This window comes from Paenibacillus sp. GM1FR, assembly GCF_002803315.1.
GTDB lineage: Bacteria > Bacillota > Bacilli > Paenibacillales > Paenibacillaceae > Paenibacillus > Paenibacillus amylolyticus.
Genome location: NZ_MKZL01000018.1, coordinates 52023 through 76138 on the forward strand (window position 1 = coordinate 52023; position 24116 = coordinate 76138).

Annotated in this window: 24 protein-coding genes and 1 riboswitch; of the genes, 21 read left to right on the forward strand and 3 right to left on the reverse strand. The window is 44.9% G+C overall.

Annotated elements, in window-relative coordinates; translation table 11 throughout:
* Nucleotides 1–97: 97 nt before the first annotated feature.
* On the reverse strand, nt 98–1015 hold the full coding sequence (locus PAEAM_RS14600) for an AraC family transcriptional regulator (RefSeq protein WP_100528053.1): 918 nt from the start codon (nt 1013–1015) through the stop codon (nt 98–100).
* A gap of 538 nt (nt 1016–1553) precedes the next feature.
* Between PAEAM_RS14600 and PAEAM_RS14605 the strand changes: the two genes are divergently transcribed.
* The 12 genes from PAEAM_RS14605 (at nt 1554) to PAEAM_RS14660 (ending at nt 12369) form a co-directional block, all read left to right on the forward strand.
* A complete protein-coding gene (locus PAEAM_RS14605) occupies nt 1554–2318 on the forward strand; it encodes a class I SAM-dependent methyltransferase (RefSeq protein ID WP_100528054.1) in 765 nt (254 codons plus the stop codon).
* Nucleotides 2319–2329: 11 nt separating this feature from the next.
* Nucleotides 2330–2959, forward strand: coding sequence for a pentapeptide repeat-containing protein (locus tag PAEAM_RS14610; protein ID WP_076249406.1), 630 nt, complete (start codon nt 2330–2332; stop codon nt 2957–2959).
* Between the two features lie 70 nt (nt 2960–3029).
* Nucleotides 3030–3130: riboswitch (guanidine-I (ykkC/yxkD leader) on the forward strand.
* Nucleotides 3131–3231: 101 nt separating this feature from the next.
* Nucleotides 3232–3570, forward strand: a complete 339-nt coding sequence (locus PAEAM_RS14615; RefSeq protein ID WP_100528055.1) for a DMT family transporter — start codon at nt 3232–3234, stop codon at nt 3568–3570.
* Entirely contained in the window at nt 3570–3884 is a 315-nt protein-coding gene (locus tag PAEAM_RS14620; RefSeq protein WP_100528056.1) for a DMT family transporter, read from the forward strand. The genes PAEAM_RS14615 and PAEAM_RS14620 overlap by 1 nt, the downstream gene beginning before the upstream one ends.
* Nucleotides 3885–4001: 117 nt before the next feature.
* On the forward strand, nt 4002–5408 hold the full coding sequence (locus PAEAM_RS14625) for a DEAD/DEAH box helicase (protein ID WP_036608186.1): 1407 nt from the start codon (nt 4002–4004) through the stop codon (nt 5406–5408).
* A gap of 142 nt (nt 5409–5550) precedes the next feature.
* Nucleotides 5551–5904, forward strand: a complete 354-nt coding sequence (locus tag PAEAM_RS14630) for an MmcQ/YjbR family DNA-binding protein (RefSeq protein WP_100528057.1) — start codon at nt 5551–5553, stop codon at nt 5902–5904.
* 111 nt (nt 5905–6015) lie between these two features.
* Nucleotides 6016–6702: a hypothetical protein gene (locus PAEAM_RS14635; RefSeq protein ID WP_243391369.1), complete on the forward strand. Its 687-nt coding sequence runs from the start codon at nt 6016–6018 to the stop codon at nt 6700–6702.
* 163 nt (nt 6703–6865) lie between these two features.
* A complete protein-coding gene (locus PAEAM_RS14640; protein WP_100528059.1) occupies nt 6866–7750 on the forward strand; it encodes an alpha/beta hydrolase in 885 nt (294 codons plus the stop codon).
* Nucleotides 7751–7980: 230 nt separating this feature from the next.
* Nucleotides 7981–9138, forward strand: a complete 1158-nt coding sequence (locus PAEAM_RS14645) for a type III polyketide synthase (RefSeq protein WP_100528060.1) — start codon at nt 7981–7983, stop codon at nt 9136–9138.
* On the forward strand, nt 9125–9844 hold the full coding sequence (locus PAEAM_RS14650) for a methyltransferase domain-containing protein (RefSeq protein ID WP_100528061.1): 720 nt from the start codon (nt 9125–9127) through the stop codon (nt 9842–9844). Before PAEAM_RS14645 ends, PAEAM_RS14650 begins: the two co-directional genes overlap by 14 nt.
* A gap of 6 nt (nt 9845–9850) precedes the next feature.
* Nucleotides 9851–10999 carry an NAD(P)/FAD-dependent oxidoreductase gene (locus PAEAM_RS14655; RefSeq protein ID WP_100528062.1) on the forward strand — a complete coding sequence of 383 codons (1149 nt, stop codon included), beginning with the start codon at nt 9851–9853 and terminating at the stop codon, nt 10997–10999.
* Between the two features lie 179 nt (nt 11000–11178).
* Nucleotides 11179–12369: an aminotransferase-like domain-containing protein gene (locus PAEAM_RS14660; RefSeq protein WP_100528063.1), complete on the forward strand. Its 1191-nt coding sequence runs from the start codon at nt 11179–11181 to the stop codon at nt 12367–12369.
* Between the two features lie 68 nt (nt 12370–12437).
* Here PAEAM_RS14660 and PAEAM_RS14665 read toward each other — a convergent pair whose 3' ends face one another.
* Nucleotides 12438–12863, reverse strand: coding sequence for a MaoC family dehydratase (locus tag PAEAM_RS14665; RefSeq protein ID WP_076327672.1), 426 nt, complete (start codon nt 12861–12863; stop codon nt 12438–12440).
* Nucleotides 12864–13024: 161 nt separating this feature from the next.
* On the opposite strand from PAEAM_RS14665, the gene PAEAM_RS14670 reads away from it, so the two are divergent.
* The 9 genes from PAEAM_RS14670 (at nt 13025) to PAEAM_RS14710 (ending at nt 22435) form a co-directional block, all read left to right on the forward strand.
* The gene (locus PAEAM_RS14670; protein ID WP_347707873.1) at nt 13025–14023 is read left to right on the forward strand and encodes a LacI family DNA-binding transcriptional regulator; all 999 of its coding nucleotides are present in this window, start codon (nt 13025–13027) and stop codon (nt 14021–14023) included.
* 117 nt (nt 14024–14140) lie between these two features.
* The gene (locus tag PAEAM_RS14675; RefSeq protein WP_076327670.1) at nt 14141–15025 is read left to right on the forward strand and encodes an AraC family transcriptional regulator; all 885 of its coding nucleotides are present in this window, start codon (nt 14141–14143) and stop codon (nt 15023–15025) included.
* An 85-nt stretch (nt 15026–15110) separates the two neighbouring features.
* Nucleotides 15111–16376, forward strand: coding sequence for an ABC transporter substrate-binding protein (locus PAEAM_RS14680; protein WP_100528065.1), 1266 nt, complete (start codon nt 15111–15113; stop codon nt 16374–16376).
* A 46-nt stretch (nt 16377–16422) separates the two neighbouring features.
* The gene (locus tag PAEAM_RS14685; protein ID WP_036608160.1) at nt 16423–17313 is read left to right on the forward strand and encodes a carbohydrate ABC transporter permease; all 891 of its coding nucleotides are present in this window, start codon (nt 16423–16425) and stop codon (nt 17311–17313) included.
* Between the two features lie 14 nt (nt 17314–17327).
* Nucleotides 17328–18209: a carbohydrate ABC transporter permease gene (locus PAEAM_RS14690; protein WP_083684212.1), complete on the forward strand. Its 882-nt coding sequence runs from the start codon at nt 17328–17330 to the stop codon at nt 18207–18209.
* A gap of 200 nt (nt 18210–18409) precedes the next feature.
* Nucleotides 18410–19819: a spore germination protein gene (locus PAEAM_RS14695; RefSeq protein ID WP_100528066.1), complete on the forward strand. Its 1410-nt coding sequence runs from the start codon at nt 18410–18412 to the stop codon at nt 19817–19819.
* Nucleotides 19820–19859: 40 nt separating this feature from the next.
* Nucleotides 19860–20978, forward strand: coding sequence for a GerAB/ArcD/ProY family transporter (locus tag PAEAM_RS14700; protein ID WP_036670828.1), 1119 nt, complete (start codon nt 19860–19862; stop codon nt 20976–20978).
* Between the two features lie 43 nt (nt 20979–21021).
* Nucleotides 21022–22173 (forward strand): Ger(x)C family spore germination protein, encoded by a 1152-nt coding sequence (locus PAEAM_RS14705; protein ID WP_100528068.1) that lies wholly within the window; start codon nt 21022–21024, stop codon nt 22171–22173.
* Between the two features lie 43 nt (nt 22174–22216).
* Nucleotides 22217–22435 carry a hypothetical protein gene (locus PAEAM_RS14710; protein ID WP_133120446.1) on the forward strand — a complete coding sequence of 73 codons (219 nt, stop codon included), beginning with the start codon at nt 22217–22219 and terminating at the stop codon, nt 22433–22435.
* 87 nt (nt 22436–22522) lie between these two features.
* On the opposite strand, the gene PAEAM_RS14715 is transcribed toward PAEAM_RS14710, so the two are convergent.
* Nucleotides 22523–23797: a stalk domain-containing protein gene (locus tag PAEAM_RS14715; RefSeq protein ID WP_100528070.1), complete on the reverse strand. Its 1275-nt coding sequence runs from the start codon at nt 23795–23797 to the stop codon at nt 22523–22525.
* Nucleotides 23798–24116 lie beyond the last annotated feature (319 nt).

Consider the following 24116-nt stretch of genomic DNA (forward strand, 5'->3'; position numbering starts at 1 on the left):
CAGAATTCTGATACTGAACAAAGGACAACTCATTGTGGTTGTCCTTTTTTGGTATGCCTTTTGTGTGATAGTTGTGAGATAGAGAGTGAATACTCGGTTACTCACTCAAGGCCATGTCATATTTCTCTTTCAGCCGTCGGATATCGGCTCTTGGCGGCGCACCGAACATGCGTGCATATTCGCGGCTAAATTGAGAAGCACTCTCGTAACCAACCCGAAACGCTACATCTGCCGCGTCAGCAGATTCGGCCATCAGAAGTCGCCGGGCTTCCTGTAATCTTAATTGTTTCTGGAATTGTAATGGGCTCATAGCTGTGATCTCTTTGAAGTGACGATGGAATGAAGAGACGCTCATACTCGCGGTCTCAGCCAGATCTTCAATGCGAAATGGCTGTTCCCAATGATGAACGATGTACTCAATCGCTTCTCTGATCCGATAAGTGCTGCTACCTTCAACCGCAATCTGCGCCAGTTCTCCTCCGTAAGGCCCTTGAAGGAGACGGAACAGGATCTCTTTAATGTACAACGGAGCCAGAAACGGAAGCTCTCCCGGCGTATCCAGCAATCGAACAAGTCGGAGTACAGCATCCTGAATGGACGATTCCATCTGACCTACAAACATGGCTCGTCTGGCGTTTTCGTTGAATGTTACCTTGATATTGCATTCGTTAAGTACTTCGAGAATTTGGTTCGGTGTGAATTCGAGCTTAAGACTTAAGTAGGGTGCATCTGCGGATGCCTTGATAATCTGCCCGATGACCGGAAGATTCATGGAAGCAATCAGGTAATTGGAAGGTCCGTATTCATAACGCTCCTGTGCGAGCAATACTTCTTTCAACCCTTGAACAATTACACAAAATGAAGGTTTATATACTCTGTACGCGGGTTCACTAATCTTGGAATGGTGATAGACAAACAGGGAAGGAATCGCCGTTTCCATTGCACCGTTATGATTGGAATGGCGTTTGATCAGGTCACTCAATTCCTGTTTTGGTTGAAATATTTCTTCGGTCATATGTATCCTCCTCATGGATTTAACCTACTTACATTATAAAGCTTACCGTACAGAACCAAAAGAGGGCCTGAGAGGATCAGGCAATCAATTAAGACGATTGATATACCGCTTGCAGCCCATGACTCGGCATACTAAGAGTATGTTAACAGAGCCAAGCGATTAAAGTTTATTTGAAAAGTTGGGTGAACAAGGTGATGAAGTGGTTATCAAACCATGTGAGGCAAATTTTGATTGACAGGCTCGAATCACAGATCAAGTTCGAAGAAAATTCCGTACATCGAGAGATATACTTCACATGCTGGTTAGAGCTAGTTACCGAAGAGGTCGAGACAACATCTATTCACAGAACAAATTCAAGGAGAGTGTGAAATATGGAATATGTGGGCTAACAAAATCTCAGTTGATTCGAATTCTTAATGTTAAAGTCGCCATTCGGCGGCTTTTTTTATAGTGATCTGATGAGTGAAATTGACAGTTCTCTTATATTGAAGTTATTATGGATACATTAGATCCTTAATTGAGAAGGAGATTATAATCTATGAATAACAGACATTCATCCGGTCAAGCGAACGAATCATCGAGTGGTCATTCCGCTCCTTTTGCTACGTTACAGGGCACACCTATCTTATCATTGCTCCAGCCATCCCAAGGTGAACGTATTCTTGATGTGGGTTGTGGCAATGGGGAGATGACAGCCAAAATTGCAGCCGCAGGAGCGCTGCCAACAGGTATAGATTTTTCAGAAGAGACGATTAGGCAAGCTAAACAGAAATACCCTGATATGAATATTCAAGTAGCAAATGCTTGTCATTATCGGACAGAAGAACCGTATGATGCGGTCTTCTCTCATGCCGTTCTGCATTGGATAAAGGATGCTCCAGCTGTAGTACAATCAATACAGTTAGCGCTCAAGAGGGGCGGGCGATTCGTGGCTGAGTTTGCTGCAAATGGTAACACGGCTATATTAATTACAGCGGTACAGGAAGAACTGGATGCCCGTGGATACAAATGGGAAGGACGGAATCCGTGGTATCACCCGACCATTGGCGAATATGCTAATCTTCTGGAGCAACACGGATTTCGAGTTAGTCTGGCTCAGCATGTTGATCAATTGACCCCGTTCAAGCCAGGTGCCAGAAAGTGGTTGACCAGCTTCGCGGAGTATTTATTCAGTGGTATCACAGCTGCGGAACAGGATGTTATTATGGAAGCAGTTGAGAAAAAAGTACAGCCACAACTGATGCGGGATGGACAGTGGTATCTGGACAGAAGCCGACTGCGAGTTGTAGCTATTAAGGAATAGGGGAATACAGGATGAAAATGGACAAACCCAAGATTCAGGAGCAGTTGCTCGAACCGGAAACGATTGCATTCCTGGAATCCAAAGTGGAGTACAAACACAAACTGATCGAGAACATTACATTGGATCAACAGGAAGCGAGTAAGGTTTCCTTTGAAAATGTTGTATTTAGACATGTGACCATCTCGGAGTCTACCTTGGAACAATTTGAATTCACCGATGTCAGGTTCGAACACTGCGACTTCTCCAATGTCAATCTCTCTGGTGCCTTCATGCACCGGATCGAATGGCATAACTGCAAGTTTGTCGGAACTGATTTTTCCAATAGCCGATTGCAAAATGTCAGTTTCCTTCATGGTCTAGGCGACTACAGCAATTTCCGTTTTGCCCATCTGAAACAGGTCTCCTTCTCGGAATGTACATTGATTGGTGCGGACTTTGCCTATCTGGCACTGCAAAAAATGGAGTTCAGTCAATGTAACATCGACCAAGCTTCCTTAACGGGGACCAAAATGAAGGATTTGGATCTTAGCGATTGCGAATTTGACTCCTTGGTGTTGACCATGGAAGATCTCAACGGTTGTGTGATTTCACCACATCAAGCCGCCACATTTGTAGGATTAATGGGTTTGATTATCAAATAAATGGCGTGATCAAATTTACGGGGTTGCCAAGATAGTGGAAGTGTGTATAATTGGAGACACATTAGAATAAAAACAGGTTTTCTAGGGTTCCGCGATGGATGTGTCGGTCTGGTCCGAGAGAAAACCCGCAACCTGTTGGTTGTGCCACGGAGGGATAAAAGCCTGGGAGATGAACTGCTACATGCAGTTTGTTTCCCGGGCTTTTTTTGTTTTTACGCTAATGCACCTTACGGGTTGTACAAAAAATGTAGTAGAGAAGGAGTGTTACAAGAATGAATAAAACATGGATGTCGGTTGTGATTGCTGCTTTGTTTGAAGTAGGTTGGGTCATTGGATTGAAACATGCCAGTGGTCTGCTGGAATGGGGGTTTACGTTGGTTGCAATTATCATTAGTTTCTCCTTGATGATTGCAGCTTCGCGGACACTGCCTGTGGGAACCGTATATGCCGTATTCGTTGGCCTGGGTACCGCTGGTACGGTACTTGCAGAGATTGTTCTGTTTAATGCGACTGTTCAAAGCGGAAAAATGGTGCTGATTGGTGTACTTTTACTCGGCGTAATTGGTCTTAAAATGCTGAGTAAAGAGAAGAATAAGGAGGTGCAGCTATAATGAACTGGGTATTTCTTATCTTGGCAGGTATATTTGAGATGATCGGAGTGCTGATGATAAACAAGTTGCACAAAGACCGTAATCTCATTTCACTGGTTCTATTGGTAGTCGGGTTTGGTTTAAGCTTCATGTTCCTGTCCATTGCAATGGAAACTCTTCCGATGGGGACAGCATATGCCGTATGGACGGGAATCGGAGCCTCCGGTGGTGCCATTCTGGGCATGGTGTTTTATGGAGAACCTCGAAATGCCCTACGAATTCTGTTTATCGCTATGGTGCTCGGATCGGCAGTTGGTCTTAAATTGGTCAGTTAAACAAAGTGATTTTAAAAAGATAATGTACAAATTGCGTTTTTAATGGTATCCTTATACGTTACGTGTGAAATAAAAGATGCGTCTTATTGATAGATGTGCGTAAATGAAGGAGACAACATGACATTTAAGGACTTGAATATTATCCCCTCTATTATGGAAGGGTTAAGCAAAGCAAACTATACTAATCCTACCCCTATACAGGAACAGGCCATACCAGCTGTATTAGCTGGCAGAGATCTGCTGGGATGTGCACAGACAGGAACAGGCAAGACGGCAGCATTTTCAGTGCCGATCATTCAATTATTAAGCGAAAGATCCAAAGGGCAAGGATCGAAGTCCGCACGACATATTCGCTCATTAATTTTGACACCAACACGAGAACTGGCTATTCAGATCGCGGATAACATCAAGGTATATAGCCGGTATACGGACATTCGTTGTACGGCAATCGTTGGCGGCGTTTCGCAAAAAGTACAAGAGCGTGCGTTGAATCAAGGTGCAGATATTATTATCGCAACGCCTGGCAGATTGAACGATCTGATTAACCAGAAACGTATTGATCTGAAGATGGTTGAGATTCTCGTTCTGGATGAAGCAGACCGGATGTTGGACATGGGCTTCATTCATGATGTGAAAAGAATCATTGCCAAAATGCCTAACAAAAAGCAGACGCTGTTCTTCTCAGCTACGATGCCTCCTGAAATCACCAAAATGGTTAAAACCCTGCTGGTTGATCCAGTCAAAGTAGAAATCACACCGGTTTCTTCAACGGTAGACCGCATTGAGCAGTCTATTTATTTGTTGGAGAACGGCAAGAAGCAACATATGTTGAACCAAATTTTGGAGGATAAATCCATCGTCACGGCATTGGTGTTCACACGCACGAAGCGCGGCGCTGACCGGGTTACACGTGATTTGGCCAAAGCGAATGTTACGGCACAGGCTATTCATGGCAACAAGTCTCAGAACGAGAGACAACGGGCACTGAACAACTTCAAGAGTGGTGCAACACGTGTATTAGTTGCGACGGACATCGCGGCAAGAGGAATTGACGTAGAGGAACTTTCACATGTCATTAACTTTAACCTGCCTAACATTCCGGAAACGTATGTTCACCGTATTGGACGTACAGGGCGAGCTGGCAAAAGCGGGATGGCCATATCGTTCTGCGAGAAGGATGAACTTCCATTCCTGAAGGATATCGAGAAAGTAATCAAAAAGACGATTCCTGAAGTGAAAGGTCATCCGTATCCAATGACAGGTGTACCTGTGTTTGATAAAACCAGCAAAGCATCAGGCAGTAAACCTTCGTTCAACAAATCGGCTGCAGGCAAACCGGCGAAGTCCAAAGCTAACCCGGCACGCAAGCCCAAATCCGAATGGTTTGCCAAGAGTGGTAAATCAAACAGTAGTCGTTCAAACGACGGTAGACCCAATAGCAGTAGATCAAACAGCAGTAGCAGTAAATCTAACCATGGCTCATTCAGCCGCAGCAGCAAAACTAGGAATGATAGAGCCAATTAAGATCTAAATAAATCCAGATAAAACCTTCTCCATTCATTTGGAGGAGGTTTTATTATGTGCTTTTATGTGCAACGAGCTTATTTACATACGAACTTACATTCGGTATCATTATATCGTCCACTGGTGAAAGGGAGGTACTGACTTGAAGGATGCGATGATTGAATACAGTTTGAAGAAGAAAGGTGCGACCAAGGATTATCCATTTGGACCTGATCCAGTCGCGATTAAAGTTGCGGGTAAGATGTTCGCGCTTATTTTTGAAAACAAAGAAAAGAACTGTCGTTTAAACTTAAAATGTGATCCCATTATTGCAGAGAACCTGAGAGAGCAGCATGAAGCAGTTCAACCGGGATATCATATGAACAAAAAACACTGGAATACCATTACACTGGATGGTTCATTGTCCGATGAAGATGTCTATGTCATGATCGATCACTCGTATGATATGGTTGTCAAATCCCTTCCAAAAAGCGTTCGGGAATCTTTGGCCGAATGAGGAGAACATATACCACTTTCTCTACATCTCATTCATCATGTTATTGACATTTAAGAGGTAGGTGAAAAGGCTAATGTTCTGCTTCTCTAACAGAATGAATATCCTATGAAAATGAAGACATATTTGAGGTCCATTTGGTTCCATTACCTTGGAAATAAACAAGATCGAACGGCCTTGTTTAATGTGGCTTCCCTTGTTATCAATGCTGTAACAGGGATAGGCAAGTTAATCCTGGGCATATATCTGCTTTCGGGATGGTTCATTACAAATGCTGTATATTATCTGATTCTGTGTGTGGCAAAAGGACAAGTGCTCCATAAATATACAGTTACCAAGAGAATGGACTCTCCCGAAGAAAGATATAGATTAGAACTTACGGTATATAAGCGCGGAGGTCTGTTCCTGTGTTTACTAGGCGTGTCCTATTCGATGGTCTGCCTGCGAATGTATCTAATCGGCGATGCCTTCATATATGAGGGTAACATCGTGTATATCGTATCTACAGTTGCTTTTACCAAGCTGGTTTTTGCCGTGTATGGTACCTGGGCGAACCGTCATCTCCATAACCCGATCATATCTACATTGAAAATGATTAACTTCACCGATGCGATGGTATCCATCGTGGTGACCCAAGCGACGTTACTTACCATGCAAGGCTCACCTCTTGCATTAAAAACCAGTAGCTTGTTTGGCATGGGGTGCAGCGTTTTATTTTGTTTGATGGGGGTCTGGATGATGTTCCACAAAAAACAGGAAACATTCACGGACCCAAACCAATCTCCTGGTACTGAATGCTAACATTGAAGCATCAAGAGCAGGGAGGGTAATTTTGGTCGACGTTTCAGCATGTTGATCAATACTTATCAAATGAATTGCACATGACGGAATAGACAAGTGTCATCTATACTTAAAGTGACAACGGAAGAAGGCGTATTAGCAATCCACTAAAGGAGTGATATCTATGGATCAACAACAACAACTGGCAATGGTACAACGTATGCGTCAAAATGTCGTCGGTACAGATGCAGCTCTTCAACCCAGTTCCACGTATGCGGTCACAGTAAAAGTAGTCATGATTCCTACGACGAAAGGTGATACACGTGTACTTGTGTATACACCGGATAGGGATCATTCCGCGCCTCTGCCGGTCTTCTTTAATATGCATGGGGGTGGTTTCATCTTGGGACAAGCAGAGATGGATGATCCATGGTGTCGCTTGATCGCTGATCGATCTGATTGTGTGGTCGTTAATATCGATTACAGTCTTGCACCAGAGCACAAGTTCCCAACGGCGGTCCATGAATGTTACGACGTTGTACAGTGGGTCCACGCCAATCCGCAATCCTTATCGGTTAACCCGTCTCTATTCGCTATTGGGGGGCATAGTGCTGGTGGTAATCTTGCTGCAGCAGTGTGTTTACTGAATCAGCAACGAGGTAGCGAGCTGCCGATTGTTCTGCAAGTTATGGATTATGCCGTATTGGATGTGGCTACAGATCCGGCCGAGAAACCGAGTTTTGCAGAAGCCATTCCAGCCGATATCGCCAGAACGTTCAATGCTATGTACCTTGAAACGTCAGAAGATGCGCAAGACCCGTTGGCTTCACCTGTGCTTGCAACATCAGTAGAGGGACTTCCAGAAGCATTGATCATTACCGCGGAGAAAGATTCACTGGCCCAAGAAGCAAGAACATATGCAGCAAGGCTGGAAGCAAGCGGTGTGAAGGTGACACATAAGGAGTATAAGGGAGCCGCTCATGGATTTACACATTTTGGCGATCTCCAGATGGCTGAGGATGCCTGGTACCTGATGAGTGACAAGATCAGAGAAGCATTTTCCAAATAACGTGTATCAGAATGACGCTTAGTAGGAATCTGGTTACCTTGAAGTCGCCCTAATGGCGGCTTTTTTCGTTCATTGGTGTGACTGCTTCAATGGCTTGGCGAAACCAAGCTTCTGAGCTTGCGAATGTGTTAATAAACTAGATTAGGAGCCTTATTGAGATTATAACGATATCGTTAAGGGTAAGAGTTGTTAAATTAGAGGAAATAATGACCAATACCAGGAGGTTTATTATGAACCAATATAACAGTCCATCCGATATCGCGATTCTTGGCATGGGAACGGCTCTACCTGCTCACCCCGTAGCGCAGTCAGATATTGCAGAACTAATCGCTTCTTCTCTTCAAGATCGGCCAGATTTGGCCCGTTTTGCCAAGCGAATATTCAAGTCCTGTGGTGTTGAAACACGATATACCGTGGAACCGAGCTATCTGGGTTCACTGGAAGAATGCCGTTATCTGCCCTCTGGTGAGCGATCAGACATCCCGACAACCGAAGAACGAATGAATACATACAAGCGAGAGGCGCTTCCGCTCGGGATTGAGGCGGCAGAGAAAGCCCTGGAGGATTCAGGCGTATCTCCAAAGAGCATCACGCATATCATCACGGTCAGCTGCACCGGTCAATATCTGCCGGGTCTTGATGTTATGCTCATCCGTCATTTGGGTTTGTCTGCCCGAGTTAATCGACTGCCGCTGATCTTTCAGGGGTGTGCTGCAGGGTTGAAAGCCATCCAGATGGCACGAGATGTCGTGCAGGGAGCTCCCGGATCACAGGTCCTTGTGGTCTGTGTAGAGTTGTGCACCATTCATTTTCAGCCCGTACAAGATCGGGAAGCGCTGTTTGCAGCTTCATTCTTCGGAGACGCTGCTTCTTCCTGTGTAGTGGGCACACCAGAACCTCAGCACAAGAATGTTTTGAGTCTGGGAAGGGGTTATTCTGTGCTTCTTCCGGATTCGACTGAAGATATGACCTGGGAGGTGGGGAATCTGGGGTATGACCTGTATCTATCCCCACGTATTCCGAAGCTGTTAGGTGTTCATCTGGAAGAGGAACTGCGTCTCTTATTGCAAAGTGAACAGCTTCCTGAACTATGGGCCATTCATCCGGGAGGACGCGGGATTGTGGACTCTGTGCAGAATGTAATGAAGCTGCGAGACGAGCAAACGAAGTATAGCAGGGATGTCCTCAGAACGTATGGTAACTTATCTTCCAATACCATTCTGTTTGTACTGAACGCGATGCGTGAGGACATGAAGGCACAGGGTCAATCCTCCACAGATGGTGTAGCCATGGCATTTGGACCGGGACTCACCGCAGAGTTGATGAAATTCACTTATGTCCCCTCATTATCTTCAGTGATGGAGGAGCACGATCATGTCCTTTTTTAGAACATTGTCCATTCGAGCCAAGGAAGATGAACTGATGGATGACTTCTCTCTGGGAGGGGAGGAGCTGCGTGAAGCGCTTAGACATCTGAGACGTCTTAACAAAATATTTGCAGCACCTGGCCCAACTCTGGCTGGTGTAGAGAAGTTATGGAATTCAGTCGGTAAGCCGAATAAGCTGACTCTGCTGGATGTGGGGGCAGGTTCAGGGGATGTGAACCAGAAACTACTGCAATGGGCGGATCGTCAGGGTGTTCAGCTGGAAATTACGCTGGTTGATCTGACGGAAGAAGCGTGTGAGGAAGCGAGACAACTCTTTCGTGACGAACCCCGAGTTCGGGTACAGCGTGCCGATCTTACACAACTGCCGGATGTTTCAGCAGATATTGTGACAGGTTCCCAGTTTGTGCATCATTTTGACGGAGATCAGCTGGTCGATATGGTTTCTCATATGCTGCGGGCATCCAGATACGGTGTCGTCATTAATGATATTCACCGCCACCCCGTATCCTATAAGGCGGTCTGGATTACTACACGGATGATCTCGCGCAATCGTTATATTCGTCATGATGGGCCTCTTTCCGTAGCCAAAGGTTTTACAGGGAGGGATTGGAAGGAACTTAAACAACGACTAAATCATGATACGATGACCTATGAATGGAAGCCCTTATTCCGTTACTCTGTTGTTATTCCCACGAAAGGCAGGTGATCTTACGTGTCGAAATCGATAGATGTGATTGTCATCGGAGCCGGAATTGCCGGCAGTACATGTGCAATGCAACTGGCAGGAAAGGGACATCGGACCCTTTTGCTGGATCGCCAGGAGTTCCCGCGGCACAAAACCTGCGGTGAGTTCATGTCACCCGAAACGAAGGAGATGTTAGAAGTTCTGGACATTCACCTTCTGGACCAAGCGAAGAAACCCAGCACCATGGATCATGCCAAAATCGTTATGCCAAAAGGCGGAGTGATTGAAGCACCGCTGCCGGGATTCGCATATGGCATAAGTCGATATGAGCTGGACCAGATTTTGCATCAGAAGGCGCTGGAGGCCGGAACCCAGATTGTGACCAAAGCGACCATAACGAGTATCGAGCAGCTTGAGGATGCCAGTTATGAGGTTCAGGTGAAACAGGGAGATGAGCGGATCAGTTACAGAGCCAAAGCCGTTATCGGGGCACATGGGACCAAAAAGCCGCGCGGGATGGCTTCCGCACCTGATCTGCGGGACCAAACCGTATACGTTGGCGTTAAGTCCCACTTCAGCGGGATAGAGATTCCCGCAAGGGTAGAGTTATATTTTTGCGAGGGTGGTTACGTGGGCATTTCCCCGATTGAGGATGGCATTGTAAATGTCGCCGCATTGTTGACACTGGATACCGTCCAGGGAAGTGGCAAATCTGTAAACGATATTTTACAGGCGGCATCCCTGACAAACGTGAGTTTGGCGGCCCGTTTAGCCGAGGGAAAACCTGTAGATGGAACGCAAGTGTCGATTGCGCCGCTGCATCTGTCCAACGTTCCTGAGCCGTGGTTCCAATATCCGCATATTGGGGATGCCATGCTGATGATACCACCCTTATGTGGAGACGGAATGTCCATTGCTCTTCGCTCCTCACTCCTGTGTGCAAGGTGGACTGACAAGTACCTGCAAGGTGACATTGAACATGCCGATTGGCAGAGTAATTACACGCTGGAAGCAAGCCGTGAATTCACCCAATTGCTCAGACGCGCAAGAAGAATTCAAAAGCTGGCTTTTGCCAAGACCAATAAATTCTATCCTGGTCTGGCTCGGATGATCCCTGGTCTAGCCGCTTATGTTGTGAAGGCCACACGGTTATCCGAGATGAACGCAGCGCGCTAATAGGCTGAAATTTTGCTCCATACTTATGCGAAAGAGGTTGCTGACGGCGGCCTCTTTTTTGGCGTACAAACATTAATTTTGTGGAGACAGTTTGGAAATTCGGGAAATGCTCGTATAATAGAATCTAATGTAATGATAGAGAGTTAATTCAGATGAAATGTCGGGAGGCACTATTTAAGATGAACTATTCATTTTCCAATCGTATCGCAGCACTGCAACCATCCATTATTCGTGAGATTCTGAAGGCTTCTTCGGGACAAAATGTGATTCCATTCTCCGCGGGGAATCCTGCTCCGGAAACCTTTCCTATTGAGGCGATTCGTACATTCACTCAATCCATTCTGGAGCATGACCCGGTCACAGCTCTGCAATATGGGATTACGGAAGGATATGTTCCCCTCAGGGAAGCATTGACTCAACATTTGAAGACTGGTTTTGATACAGGTAAACCATCCGATCAATTGTTCATTGTATCTGGAGCGCAGCAGGGGATTGAACTGGCCTGTAAAGTATTCTGTAATGAAGGGGACACGATCATCTGTGAGAGCCCGAGCTTTATTGGTTCCCTGAACTCCTTCCGGGCATCCGGTGCAAAGCTTGCCGGTGTTCCGATGGAGATGGACGGTATGGATATCGAGAAGCTGGAACAGGCGCTGCAAACGGAGCCTAATGTAAAACTGATCTACGTGATCCCGAGTTTTCAGAATCCGACGGGTGTAACAACGAGCCTGGAGAAACGTAAAGCCATATACGAGCTGGCTAAGAAGTATGGCGTGATGATTTTGGAAGATAACCCGTACGGAGAACTTCGATTCAATGGAGACGATGTGCCAACCATCAAGTCTATGGATGATGAGGGTCTGGTCATCTATGTTGGATCATTCTCCAAAATTTTGTCGGCGGGACTGCGCGTTGGTTTTGTACAAGCGCCCCATGAAGTCGTGGAGAAGATGGTTGTTGCCAAACAGGGAGAAGACGTACATACGGCCATGCTTCCACAGATCCTGGCGTACAAGTTCATGACAGAGTATGATTACGTGGGGCACATTAACAGTATTCGTGAGGTCTATCGGAGAAAAGCAACATTGATGATGGACAAGCTGCAAGAGCATATGGGTGAGTCCATTACCTATACCCAACCGGATGGTGGACTGTTCCTCTGGTGTGATCTGCCAGCACATGTGCCAATGCTTGATTATGCCAAGACAGCGGCAGCTCAAGGGGTTGCGGTTGTACCGGGAAATGCATTCCTGGTGAACGAGCAAGACCCTTGTAATGCCATCAGACTTAATTTCTCAACCCCGTCAGACGAACAGATTGTCAATGGCGTAGAGATTTTGGGGCAGGTATTGAAAGGGTATAACGCTTAAAAATTCTTCTATGTGATATATTTACGAAAAGCCGCCAATTGGCGGCTTTTTTTGGCTTTTTCTCGTCCTTAATTATCGATTAAAGCACTTAATTCTGCCTGAAATACCTTTTGATTCTTCTGATTGAAAGTACTCAGCAGCACTGTAACAATCCCATTACCTTTTCGTCTGGGAGTCAGTCCAATGACTTCTGCAATGACATGAAGTTCATCATCCGGAAAGACCGGTTTCAGGAATTGAATGTTATTCATTCCGGTGCCCGCCACGACATGCTCTCCATAGACCCCAACCTCAATCCATAATTTAAAGGAGATATTCATCGTTTGCATGCCAGAAGCAATTAAACTGCCGAATCGGCCTTGTTTGGCCTTTTCCTCATCCAAATGCATGTACTGTGGATCAAAGATTGTGGCAAACTCAATAATATCACTCTTGGATAATGCCAAGGATGTGGTTTCGTAACGCTGACCTATTACATATTCACTAAATCTCATGAAGGCACCTCGGTTTCTTAAATATGTTTTTTCGTAGTTGATGTTTTGCTAAGAGACATGACTGGACTGACGTGTTAAAATGCTAGTGAACTATCCCGTGTGCATTGCTGTGTTACTGACATAATGAACTAAACAGATGAAACTGTTTTTGAGGAGTATATATGATGACAACGATTAAAGATGTAGCTAGGATGGCTGGTGTAGCCAGTTCGACCGTATCTTGCGTACTTAACGATAAAGGGAATGTAAGTGAGCCGACAAGACTTCGAGTACTTGAGGTAGCGAGTCAACTCAATTACGTTAGGCATGGTCCTGCATCGGAATTAAAACGAAATAGTACACAAACCATTGGTATTATTGTCCATGACATGTCCAGTCCGTATTTTTCCGATTTGGTGAATGGAATAGAAACCGTCGTTATGAGTCATGGATACGATATGATCGTATGTAGTTCGTTGGGTGGAGAGAAGTCGACAGCCCATCGTTACATTCGTGAACGAAGAATTGACGGAGCTATTGTTATTGCTCAGAATATTCAAGATCAGTTGCTGATTGAAGCATCTGAAGCAGGGTTTCCGATTGTTGTCATGGATCGGGATCTGGATGCTCAACATATTGTAAAGGTTTTGATGAGTGATACGCAAGGCGGTTACTTGGCTACCCGTTATCTGATCGATAAAGGGCATCGGACAATAGCTTATATTAGTGGCCCGTCACAATCAGAATGTAATCTCCATCGTTATCAAGGTTATTTGAAAGCCCTGAAGGAGGCAGGTATCGAAGAGAACCCCGAATGGAAAATTGGCGGACAATACATGAAGCAAGATGGGTACGATGCAGCCAAGAAACTGCTTGAAGGAGAGTTGCCATCCGCTGTATTTTTTGCAAATGATGAAATGGCGATCGGCGGCTTGGAAGCCTTCAGGGAGCATGATATCTCAATACCTGAGCAGTTATCCGTAATTGGCTTTGACAATATACCTGCATCTCAGTACATGAATCCACCTCTAACCACATTTCGTCAGCCGAAGAGGGATGCAGGCCAGCTTGCAGGTCATGTTCTCTTCCAACTGCTGAACGGAGAGATCGTAGAGACGTTATATACACTGGACATCCAATGCGTGGAACGTGATTCTGTTCGGCTCCTCAACCTGAGTTGAGGAGTTTTTTTGCATTTTATAGAATTTTAAATACTTAAAAAGAAAGGAGAGTAGCCAATAATGCATAATATAAAGACGAGGAGTATTTTTCGTTGGAAATAAATGGAGGTTGATACGATGGGCGTACCCACTTTTTTGGAGACAGGCCATATGCAAGAAGGTTTTCCCATTCGGGTAATTCATACAGGAAATCAGTTCAATTATGCTGCACACTGGCATGATGAGGTTGAACTGGTTCTCGTCAATGGTAAGAGCGCCAGAATTGGCGTGAACGACCACGTGTGTGAGTTGGAAAAGGGGGATGTGCTGCTGATCAAACCAGGGGATGTGCACTGCTTTTTGCCAGGGACCGAACATTTGACCATTATCTTGTTCCGACTCGAATTGTTAACCGGGAGTTTCACGACCGAAGCCGAAATTCAGGATCTCGGACAACTTTTCAACAAAACAACAGTTATTCCCTCGAATACGGGAAGTCAGAGCAATTTGACTCAATATATAGATGACATCAATACCGAGAAGAAAAATCAGAAGCCGGGATACCGATGGTTAATGGTATCTAGGTTGTATGATCTCATCATACTTTTATTACGTACCAAAGTACCGGTTACCACCGATGAATCTTCATCTTCAGGATGGGCATGTACTTCCTCCAAAAAATTTGAATTCCTTGAATCGGTCTGTGAATACCTGGAGGAGCACTATGCTGAGCCCATTAAGCTGGAACAGGTGGCAGAACATATTAAATTCAGCAAGTTCCATGTCTGCAAGCTGTTCAAAGAGATCAAGGGAGTAACACTGATGGAATACTTGAATCATTTTCGAATTATCAAGTCCGAGTGGGCCTTATTGTTCCGTCAGGATACGATTCTGGAGATTGCGATCGGACACGGATTTAACAATGTTAACTCCTATAATCGTCTTTTCAAAAAGTATAATGACTGCACACCCTCCGAATTTCGTAAGAAACATCGTACGAATATCACAAAATATGGAGGGTAATGCACAATATTTGTGGAGAAAGCCCTCTCCAAAATCAATATACTCTAATAAATTGTAAGCGTTTCCTTTTTGAAGGAGGGGGCCTATGAAGAAGTGGTTTAAGCCAACTATTGTATTTGTATGTGCAGCGATGTTGTTAGCTGGTTGTCAGTTCAGCCCATCGAGTGAAACCAAGCAACAGGAGATTACTGTGTGGAGTTTTACGGATGAAGCAGGGTACGCCATCGAGAAATTCGAACAGAAATATCCTGACATCAAAGTGAACTTTGTCAACATCCCCGGTAATTTCTATATCACCAAGCTGAAATCTGCGCTACAGACAACCTCGAAGGCTCCAGATGTATTTATGATTGAAAATGCGAATATTCGAGAGCTGATTGACGTTCCATATCTGGAGAATCTATCAGCTTCGCCGTATAACGCCAATGAACTTATTCAGGAACAATATGCTTTTGTTCAGGCCAATGAACAGGACAGTGAGGGAAATGTCAGAGCGATAGGTTATCAGGGAACACCAGGGGGCATCTACTATCGTCGGGATTTGGCGAAAAAATATCTGGGCACCGATGATCCTGAGAAGGTGGGTTCACAGATCGATACATGGGAGAAGATCTTCGAGATTGGAGAGAAGGTACAGCAACTTAGCGGGAATAAAGTACATGCATTGGCGAATTGGAATGCTATATCGAATTCATATGATGGTATACCTTGGGTGAAGGACGGCAAACTTGTCATCGATCCAACGTACTTGGAAGTGCTCGATCTTGTACGTGAAGCACGTGAGCGGAATGTACTTGCCGAGTATGAAGATGGAAGTGCCGGTTACGCTGCATCCATGCAAAAAGGAGAGGTCATGTTTTATCCCGGGGCAACCTGGGGTTTGCAATATACGTTCAAGGCAAACGCTCCGGATACCGAAGGCATGTGGGGCTTAGCCCAGGGACCGTCAGCCTTTAGTTCAGGTGGAACCTATATCGCGATGTACAGTAAAAGTGAGAAAAAGGATTTGGCCTGGAAGTTTATTGAGTTTTATAATTTTGACCACGATTTTCTATCCGAGTTAGCGAAAGAACAGGATTATTTCACCAGCAACATGGTTGTGAATGATGAACTTGCCCCGTCTCTCTCATCATCTTATTTGGGAGGACAAAAGCATTTCGAGTTTTTCTCGGAGGCTGCAAAACGGGTACCTGTATATGAACGCACCAAATATGATGCCACGATTAACAATGATATCTACAAGATTGTACTCCAGTTATATCTTAATAAGGACATTCAGACCAAGGAAGAAGTCGTAAAGCGAATCAAACGTGATGTTACCTTGAGATTTCCGGAACTGGAAGTGGATTAGTAAGCAATTGAATATACACATCCGATGATAACTGGGGGGATAGAACATGTTTGCCAAAACGATTCGCAAGGACCATTACGGCTACTACTTCATTGCTCCGTTTTTTATTATTTTCACCACTTTTGGGCTGTATCCCATTTTATATTCCCTCTACATCAGTTTCACCAACTTTGATGGGATCACGACACCTGATTTTGTAGGGATCGGTAACTACGTTGCCGTATTACAAGATCCGTTGTTCTACAAAACCTTGTTTAATACGTTATTCATCTGGGGCGTATCTGTAGTTCCACAGCTCACAATCTCACTTGTGTTGGCTTTTATCTTGAATGATAAGCTGCTCAAAGGACGGGACTTTTTCAGAGCGGTATACTTTTTTCCCAACATCGTTACGGCCGCATCACTTGGATTGCTTGTCAGCTTGATTTTTGACTGGCAGTCTGGCGGACTGAATCATTTTTTGGTGCAGACCGGCATAATACAAGATCCAATTAACTGGAAAAATGATCCCTGGTTTATGCGTCTGATTGTATCATCCATTTTGTTTTTTCAATACTTCGGCTATTCCATGGTTATCTACCTTGCAGGTCTTCAGGGCATTGATCCTTCATTGCTGGAAGCTGCACAGATGGATGGCGCGAAAAAGAAACATATTTTCATCCATATTATCGTGCCGATGCTCCGCCCAATTATTCTGTTTCAGATGATTACATCTATTATTGGGGGCATCCAGATTTTCGATCAGCCATTTACACTAACCAACGGCAATGGCGGTCCTGACCGAGCAGCCATGACGAGCATTATGTATCTCTATAATGTAGCATTTCAGAGCACACGATTTGGTTACGGCGCTGCCATAGCATTTTGCCTGTTTATTATCATCATATTGTTGTCCGTTGCATCCTTCATCATGACCAAGCGGAAGAGCCGTTCATAGGGAGGGGAGTTCTTATGCAAACTGCAAAATCAGTTGAACAACCAAATGCGGCGATTCAGCAATATGCCAATACAAGGGGCCTGACGGCAGGTAAAATCATCATCTATCTGTTGCTGACAGGTCTTGCCGTGCTCTGCATTATTCCATTTTATCTGATGCTCATCTATTCCACACATAATAATGCAACGATTGCTTCAACGTTCACATTTCTTCCCGGATCATTCTTGATTGATAACTATATGAACATGGTATCCAAAATCAACATATGGCGTGGGTTTGCCAACAGCATATTTATTGCCGGAACATCGACCGTATTATCTCTGTATATTGGGGCCTTAACTGCGTATGGATTTGCCAAATTTAAATTCAAAGGACGAAACGGGTTGTTCCTGTTTCTGTTAGCAACCATGATGGTACCGGGTCAACTGGCTTTAATTGGCGTATATCGACTATTCAGCATGATGGGACTTCTGGATAGTTATGCCGCAATTATTTTGCCTGCTGCGGCTAACGCGTTTAATGTATTTTTTATCAAACAGTTCATGGAGAGCAGTATCCCGGATGAAATTATTGAATCTGCGCGGGTGGACAGTGCCGGTGAGTTCCGGACGTTCAATCAGATTGTACTGCCTATCCTGGGACCGGCAATCGCCGCCCTTGGCATATTCACGTTTATCGGATCATGGAATAATTTCCTGACACCGCTGGTGCTATTTTTCTCTCTGGATAAATATCCGCTTCCGGTATTGGTTGCGCTAGTGCAGGGGTACTATGGGATGGATTATGGACTCTTGTATTTGGGTGTAGCGATCTCAATCCTGCCTATTATCATTGTATTCTCTATATTTTCTAAACAGATTATTGGGAGTGTTGCTTTGGGTGCTGTGAAAGGATAGCGATCAATAGAAAATAGGGAATTTCAAAGAGCAAGATCAACGAATTCATAGGAATGCAATAGCGTTCTATATCATCAGAGTCGCTCATGAGGGCGGCTTTTTTGGCATTCACTATTTTGCGTATATATCCCATCTGATAAGTAAAGGATACCTTTAACTGAGAATATCTGGACGGAGCGTTTACGGAAAGGGGAGGCGTCATGGACACATCAGCGATAACACAACAGGACCTGCCATTAACCGGAAATCTTGCTATTGATCAAGAAATGTTACGCTCCGTTTTTGCGGGTTGCTCGGACGTTGTATTTCATACATTCCAAACGGCGTGTCTTACTTCAGCGTTATGCGTATATTGTGTTGGTGTATGCGATACGGAGCGGCTGGAACGCCAGGTACTAACGCCCCTTCAGGAAATGGGGATCGAAGCTGCGCAAGTTCCCCTAGCTTCTGTTAAGCAAGTTGAAACGACTACTCAGGCAGTACAGGCCATATTTGAAGGAGAAGCTCTGTTACTGCTGGATGGTTCAATAGGCGGAACTACATACCCTCTATACCTAGCTGCAAATCGTTCAACGGAAGAACCGTTAGCTGAATCGACCGTGCGTGGTGCACGGGATGGGTTCACAGAGTCGTTGACCATGAATATGTCTTTACTGCGCAAACGTCTCAAGACACCTGCATTGAAGATTCATACACGTAACATGGGAGATCGTACAAACACCAGTATTTCACTTGTATACATGGAGGGGATTATTGATCCCAAACTTGTAAAGGAAGTGGAGACACGACTTGCCGATTTAAAGCTCCGAGACGTACTGGAGAGTCAGTACATTGAAGAAGGCATTGTTGATCAGCGATATTCACCATTTCCACAGATGATTGCGACGGAGCGCCCGGATGTTGTTGTTTCCAACTTGCTGGAAGGTCGTTTTGCTATTCTCGTTGACGGAACGCCGTTTACCCTTATCGCACCAGTGACCATTTTTTCCATGTTACAATCCCCCGAAGATTATTATCAAAATGTGTTCATGAGTGTTTTTGTACGCTGGCTGCGATACATTTTTTTTGTTTTATCCATGCTGCTTCCATCGGCTTATGTAGCGATTACGACGTTTCATCAGGAGATGATTCCTACCGTATTACTTCTCAGTATTGCTCGGGCGAGAGAAGAGATCCCTTTTCCTGCCCTGGTGGAAGCACTCATTATGGAAATTGCCTTTGAAGCATTGCGTGAGGCTGGCGTCCGATTGCCCAAGCAGGTCGGATCAGCGGTCAGTATTGTGGGGGCCTTAATTATTGGGCAAGCGGCGACGAGTGCCGGAATTGTCTCAGCCCCCATGATTATCATTGTAGCGATTACCGGTATCGCTTCTTTCATGATCCCTCGCTATGCTGCCAGCATCGCGACCCGTCTACTACGTTTTCCCATGATGTTTCTTGCAGGAACGTTGGGACTCACGGGTGTCATGCTGGGAGTCATCTTGGTTGTCATTCATCTAAGCAGTCTTCGTTCATTTGGAACACCTTATCTTTCACCGGTAGCACCTACAATGGCTAAGGAACTTAAGGATGTATGGTGGCGTCCATCTCCAAGGAACAAACCACACTAGAACAATCTACATTCGAGCAAACAAGGGAGCGGGATTACATATGTTGACGGACAAAGGGAAAATATCGGTGACTCAATTGGCATTTATGGTCTTTCCCGCCATTCTCGCGACGGCTATCTTGTCTGTGCCTGGAATTACAATGCATTATGCAGGACATGACATGTGGATGACTCCAATTATAGGTTCAATCGTTGGATTGGCTGCTATTGGTATTTCCGTTGGACTTGATCGTCTGTACCCTGGAAAAACGCTCATTCAATCCAGTGTATTGATCATCGGTCGGATTCCCGGCAAGTTATTCGGCCTGATATATATCGCTTTTTTGCCCCACCTGACGGGCTTGATTATTAGGGAGTACGGTGAATTCATTGTTAATAATGCACTTCCGCGTACACCTTTGTTTGTTGTGATGGGTACGATGGTTGTTGTATGTGCGATTAATGTCAGACTCGGGATTGAAGTTGTCGGACGAACCGCTCAGGTGTTTGTTACCCTGTTGATCGTTCTGCTGGCTTTGATCTTTATATTGCTGATTGGTGAACTGAATCCTGCCGAGCTGTTTCCTTTTATGGAGAAGGGTCCAATTCCCATTATTACGGGGGCTGCTGCACCTGCTGCATGGTTTAGTGAATATATCGTGTTGGCTTTTCTGCTACCTTATGTGAATGAAAAAAAAAGAATAACCCGGGTCATGCTGGGTTCCCTTGTATTTACAACAACTGCGATGACAGTTACCAATCTGTTTTGCCTGTTTTTAATTGGTGATTTGACGGATACATTTGTATTTCCAGTCATGATCGCAGCAAGATACATAACCATTGCGGACTTTCTGCAACATATCGAATCCCTTATTATTGCCATCTGGATTTTTGGTATTTTCGTTAAAATTTCCGTTTTTCTATATATCTTTGCTACATCAACCGCGGAATGGTTTGGTTTGCGGGACTACAAACCTGTGGTTGGTCCACTTTCGTTTCTGTGCATGGTATTTGCTTACTGGGTTGTGTCCGGTGGATCTGGTGTTTCCAGTTTGGTTAGTGCTTCAGCCAACTTGTATACGATCAGCATTTTATTAATCCTTCCGGCTATGATCTACGGTGTTGCATGGCTGAAGAAAGGGTGGGCACATTTTCGGAAGAAGAATCGAGCGAACACCTGATTGATGGGGGGAGGAGCACTTGCGAATATTTAGAGTACTACTAATGCCAATATTGTGTTGTGTGCTTTTAAGTGGATGTTGGGATCGTATCGAGATTAACGATTTGGCTATCGTGCTGGCTACAGGGATAGATTATGAAGATGGTGAAGTACAATTGACTTCACAGATTTTCATTCCGCGAAAGGCGAGTGCAGGAGATAGCAGTGGGAGTGGAGGCAGTCCAAGCGGGGTAACAATGATTCGAACAGCGGAAGGACGTACAATTGCCGAGGCATTGAATCGGTTACAACGTAAAGTTCCCCGGAATATGTTCTGGGGCCACTGCGAAGTCATAATCATTAGTGAGCAAGCCGGCAAACGCGGTATCCGCGAGTATATCGATTTCTTCCTGCGTTACCCTCAGTTCAGGGAGCATGCATATGTCTTTTCCAGCGATAAGGCTGCGAAAGATATCCTTGCGTTACTTGATCCACTGGAGCGAAGTTCTGCTGAATCGTTGCGTGAGATGGCCAATTTGAAGTTAGGTACACGTGTTACTGCGCTTGAACTGGCTAAATCTATTGAAGGTCCGAGCAGTTCAGCCATTTTGTCTCGCATGTTAATCTTACCCCCGGAGCCCGATCAGGATAAACTGACGACAACGCCATATGTGAAAGGTCTGAGTATGTATAAGAAGGATCGTTATGTCAAGACGGTCAAAGAACCACTAAGCGTAGGTGTATTACTACTTGCAAAAGAACTGAACAGCATTATCATGCCCGTTGAGTTTGAGCCGTTAAAGGGTTCTTTTTCGATAAGACTCATTGAAAATGAAACCTCCTTGAAGCCGCGAATTGTAAACAAACAGTGGAGTATGAAGGTCGACATCCAAACCAGGGGAGAAGTGGTGTTAAATACGACGGATGCCAATCTGACGGATCCCGCTGTATTAACTAAACTGGAAAAGGAATGGTCGGCTAAACTCACATCTTTGGCTCATGATGCTTTAGACATGTCCCAGAAAGAGCTACGCTCCGATTTCTTCAAATTCGCAGTTGAATTCCGCAGATATTACCCGAATCAATGGAAGGCGCAGGAGAAGAACTGGGAAACCATCTATCCTGATATGGACGTGCAAGTCAACGTAGATGCACATGTAGTACGTACCGGAAAATCAACAGGACCACAGGGGATACCTAATGAGGACGAAAGTTGAACAGAATCGGCTCCTGTACAAGCCTGAGAAGAGAGGTGAATGCATGAAACTAGGCTCAATCCTTGGTATTTTGATGCTGGCGACTGCGATAGTGTATGTAGAGTGGAAGAGCAGCAAAGAGAAACGAGCCAGAATAGTGAGCGCGGGAATTACTGCTGTGGCAGCAGTAATTGGGATTATTCTTCTCTTTCAGCCCCGTTTGCCTGGTCCTACCCAGATTGTGAAGCTTGTATTTGGAAGTGTAGATAAATTTATGAAATAAAATGATGGGAACAAGAAGGACCAAGTCTCTGCGTACCAGAGGCGCGGTCCTTTTTTTAGTTAAGTGAGCTGTATCCAGTCAAAATGTTTACTCTTTGATCACAGAAGCATTCACGGCATCTTCCATTTTTGTATTGTAGGAACGGAACAGACCCAGACGCCAGAACGCGGCTCCTTTGAGGTCATAACGTTTGGCTAGACCCAGCTTATCATCAACAGAGGACGGCGTTTCACTGCTTAGACTGATACCGAGCAGAAGTTTACTCTTTGGGACACCAGCCTGTATGGCTAATTGAATTGCCTGATCTACAAGACTATTTGGCTCAGGTACCTGAGATTTGGTGCCAACCGGATTATACTGATAGGCCATAATGATAAGATCATCTGCAATAGAGGCAAGTGTCTTGTAATCATAACCTTTATAAGCACTATTTAGCGGTGGTACCGCCAGAGATAAAGCTGTCTCCTGGGGCAAGGAACTTTTTAATTGTTTCACGTAAGCATTGAGCAGCTTCTGTTGTTCTACTACATCCAGTTTAAAGCCCAGTCCTTCAAAATCCAGAACAACTCCGTCAAAACCATGCTCTGTGACAGCAGCAGTTATACCTTCAATCGATTTCTGCCGCAGGCTCTTGTCGCTCAGAACTTTGGTCAGTTCTCCGTTTCCATCCAAGGCATACACCATGAGCTGTGGTTGGATCTGTTGATCTGCTGCATCAGCAACGATGGACTGCGGTGTAATATCACCCGCAGCAGCAGGGAGGCGGTACTCATCTCCTTGGAGCGTAAACTGACCTTCACGATCAATGCGGCTCCAGCCAAAGGCTACGGAATTCATGGAAGTAATCAGGTCCTTTTCTTGAAAGGATTGCAATGCATAGAAGGCTCTCAGGTGCATCTCGCGTTGTGGGGAGACAAGGGAGACCGTCTTGGTTGCTTGATTCCAGCTTACTTGTACACCGAATTGGTTACTGAACGAACTTAGTGGAATAAGTACGCGGCCCTCCCGCTGAACGGGTGCAGCTGCGAGTGTAACTTTTTTTCCATTTACGGTCGCTGTGGTGCTGCCAACTTGTAATAGTACCTCGGTAGTTTGTCCTTTCACAGTGTTCGTTGCTTTTACAGTCTGTGATTTGCTGTTCCAGGTAATATCGATACCTAGGGCTTCACCGACCGTCCGAAACGGAACATAAGTGACACCTTTATCAACTCGTGGAGCTGCATCAAATTTCAGGGGCACATCATCCAATTGAACTGAGATGGCCGGGGCAGCATAGGCTCTACCGATATGGGGGGTACTTCCAAGAATAGAGAGAGCAATTACAGTAACCGCGGCGATTTTTCCTACACGTTTAATAAGCATCGTATGTCTCCTCCAACTCCGTACATAATAGTAGAATTATATTTTATAACCATATCTAGTAATCTAGCATATGTATCATAACAAAATTTTCATATCGTTCCAATATAAGAGTCTAGAATATAGTCATATATATCATATCGCTGTTTAATAGATTCTTCCGACCATAGTGAAATTAAATGATAGCTTTGGTGAGTTGTTGGCTAGAAGTCCAAACACAATAGTACGCTACGAATATACTATCCTATCCCAACATTAGGAGGTAGATTGATGAGCACATTTCTGGATGCGAGAACATCACAAAATGCCAGTTTGGCCAACT

Coding starts and splice junctions, on each gene's coding strand:
- PAEAM_RS14635 (WP_243391369.1), top strand. CDS start 6,016: ATGAAGACATATTTGAGGTCCATTTGGTTCCATTACCTTGGAAATAAA.
- PAEAM_RS14680 (WP_100528065.1), top strand. CDS start 15,111: ATGAAGAAGTGGTTTAAGCCAACTATTGTATTTGTATGTGCAGCGATG.
- PAEAM_RS14700 (WP_036670828.1), top strand. CDS start 19,860: ATGTTGACGGACAAAGGGAAAATATCGGTGACTCAATTGGCATTTATG.
- PAEAM_RS14695 (WP_100528066.1), top strand. CDS start 18,410: ATGGACACATCAGCGATAACACAACAGGACCTGCCATTAACCGGAAAT.
- PAEAM_RS14625 (WP_036608186.1), top strand. CDS start 4,002: ATGACATTTAAGGACTTGAATATTATCCCCTCTATTATGGAAGGGTTA.
- PAEAM_RS14665 (WP_076327672.1), bottom strand. CDS start 12,863: ATGAGATTTAGTGAATATGTAATAGGTCAGCGTTACGAAACCACATCC.
- PAEAM_RS14660 (WP_100528063.1), top strand. CDS start 11,179: ATGAACTATTCATTTTCCAATCGTATCGCAGCACTGCAACCATCCATT.
- PAEAM_RS14615 (WP_100528055.1), top strand. CDS start 3,232: ATGAATAAAACATGGATGTCGGTTGTGATTGCTGCTTTGTTTGAAGTA.
- PAEAM_RS14605 (WP_100528054.1), top strand. CDS start 1,554: ATGAATAACAGACATTCATCCGGTCAAGCGAACGAATCATCGAGTGGT.
- PAEAM_RS14610 (WP_076249406.1), top strand. CDS start 2,330: ATGAAAATGGACAAACCCAAGATTCAGGAGCAGTTGCTCGAACCGGAA.
- PAEAM_RS14675 (WP_076327670.1), top strand. CDS start 14,141: ATGGGCGTACCCACTTTTTTGGAGACAGGCCATATGCAAGAAGGTTTT.
- PAEAM_RS14650 (WP_100528061.1), top strand. CDS start 9,125: ATGTCCTTTTTTAGAACATTGTCCATTCGAGCCAAGGAAGATGAACTG.
- PAEAM_RS14715 (WP_100528070.1), bottom strand. CDS start 23,797: ATGCTTATTAAACGTGTAGGAAAAATCGCCGCGGTTACTGTAATTGCT.
- PAEAM_RS14710 (WP_133120446.1), top strand. CDS start 22,217: ATGAAACTAGGCTCAATCCTTGGTATTTTGATGCTGGCGACTGCGATA.
- PAEAM_RS14600 (WP_100528053.1), bottom strand. CDS start 1,015: ATGACCGAAGAAATATTTCAACCAAAACAGGAATTGAGTGACCTGATC.
- PAEAM_RS14685 (WP_036608160.1), top strand. CDS start 16,423: ATGTTTGCCAAAACGATTCGCAAGGACCATTACGGCTACTACTTCATT.
- PAEAM_RS14670 (WP_347707873.1), top strand. CDS start 13,025: ATGATGACAACGATTAAAGATGTAGCTAGGATGGCTGGTGTAGCCAGT.
- PAEAM_RS14690 (WP_083684212.1), top strand. CDS start 17,328: ATGCAAACTGCAAAATCAGTTGAACAACCAAATGCGGCGATTCAGCAA.
- PAEAM_RS14640 (WP_100528059.1), top strand. CDS start 6,866: ATGGATCAACAACAACAACTGGCAATGGTACAACGTATGCGTCAAAAT.
- PAEAM_RS14620 (WP_100528056.1), top strand. CDS start 3,570: ATGAACTGGGTATTTCTTATCTTGGCAGGTATATTTGAGATGATCGGA.
- PAEAM_RS14705 (WP_100528068.1), top strand. CDS start 21,022: ATGCCAATATTGTGTTGTGTGCTTTTAAGTGGATGTTGGGATCGTATC.
- PAEAM_RS14645 (WP_100528060.1), top strand. CDS start 7,981: ATGAACCAATATAACAGTCCATCCGATATCGCGATTCTTGGCATGGGA.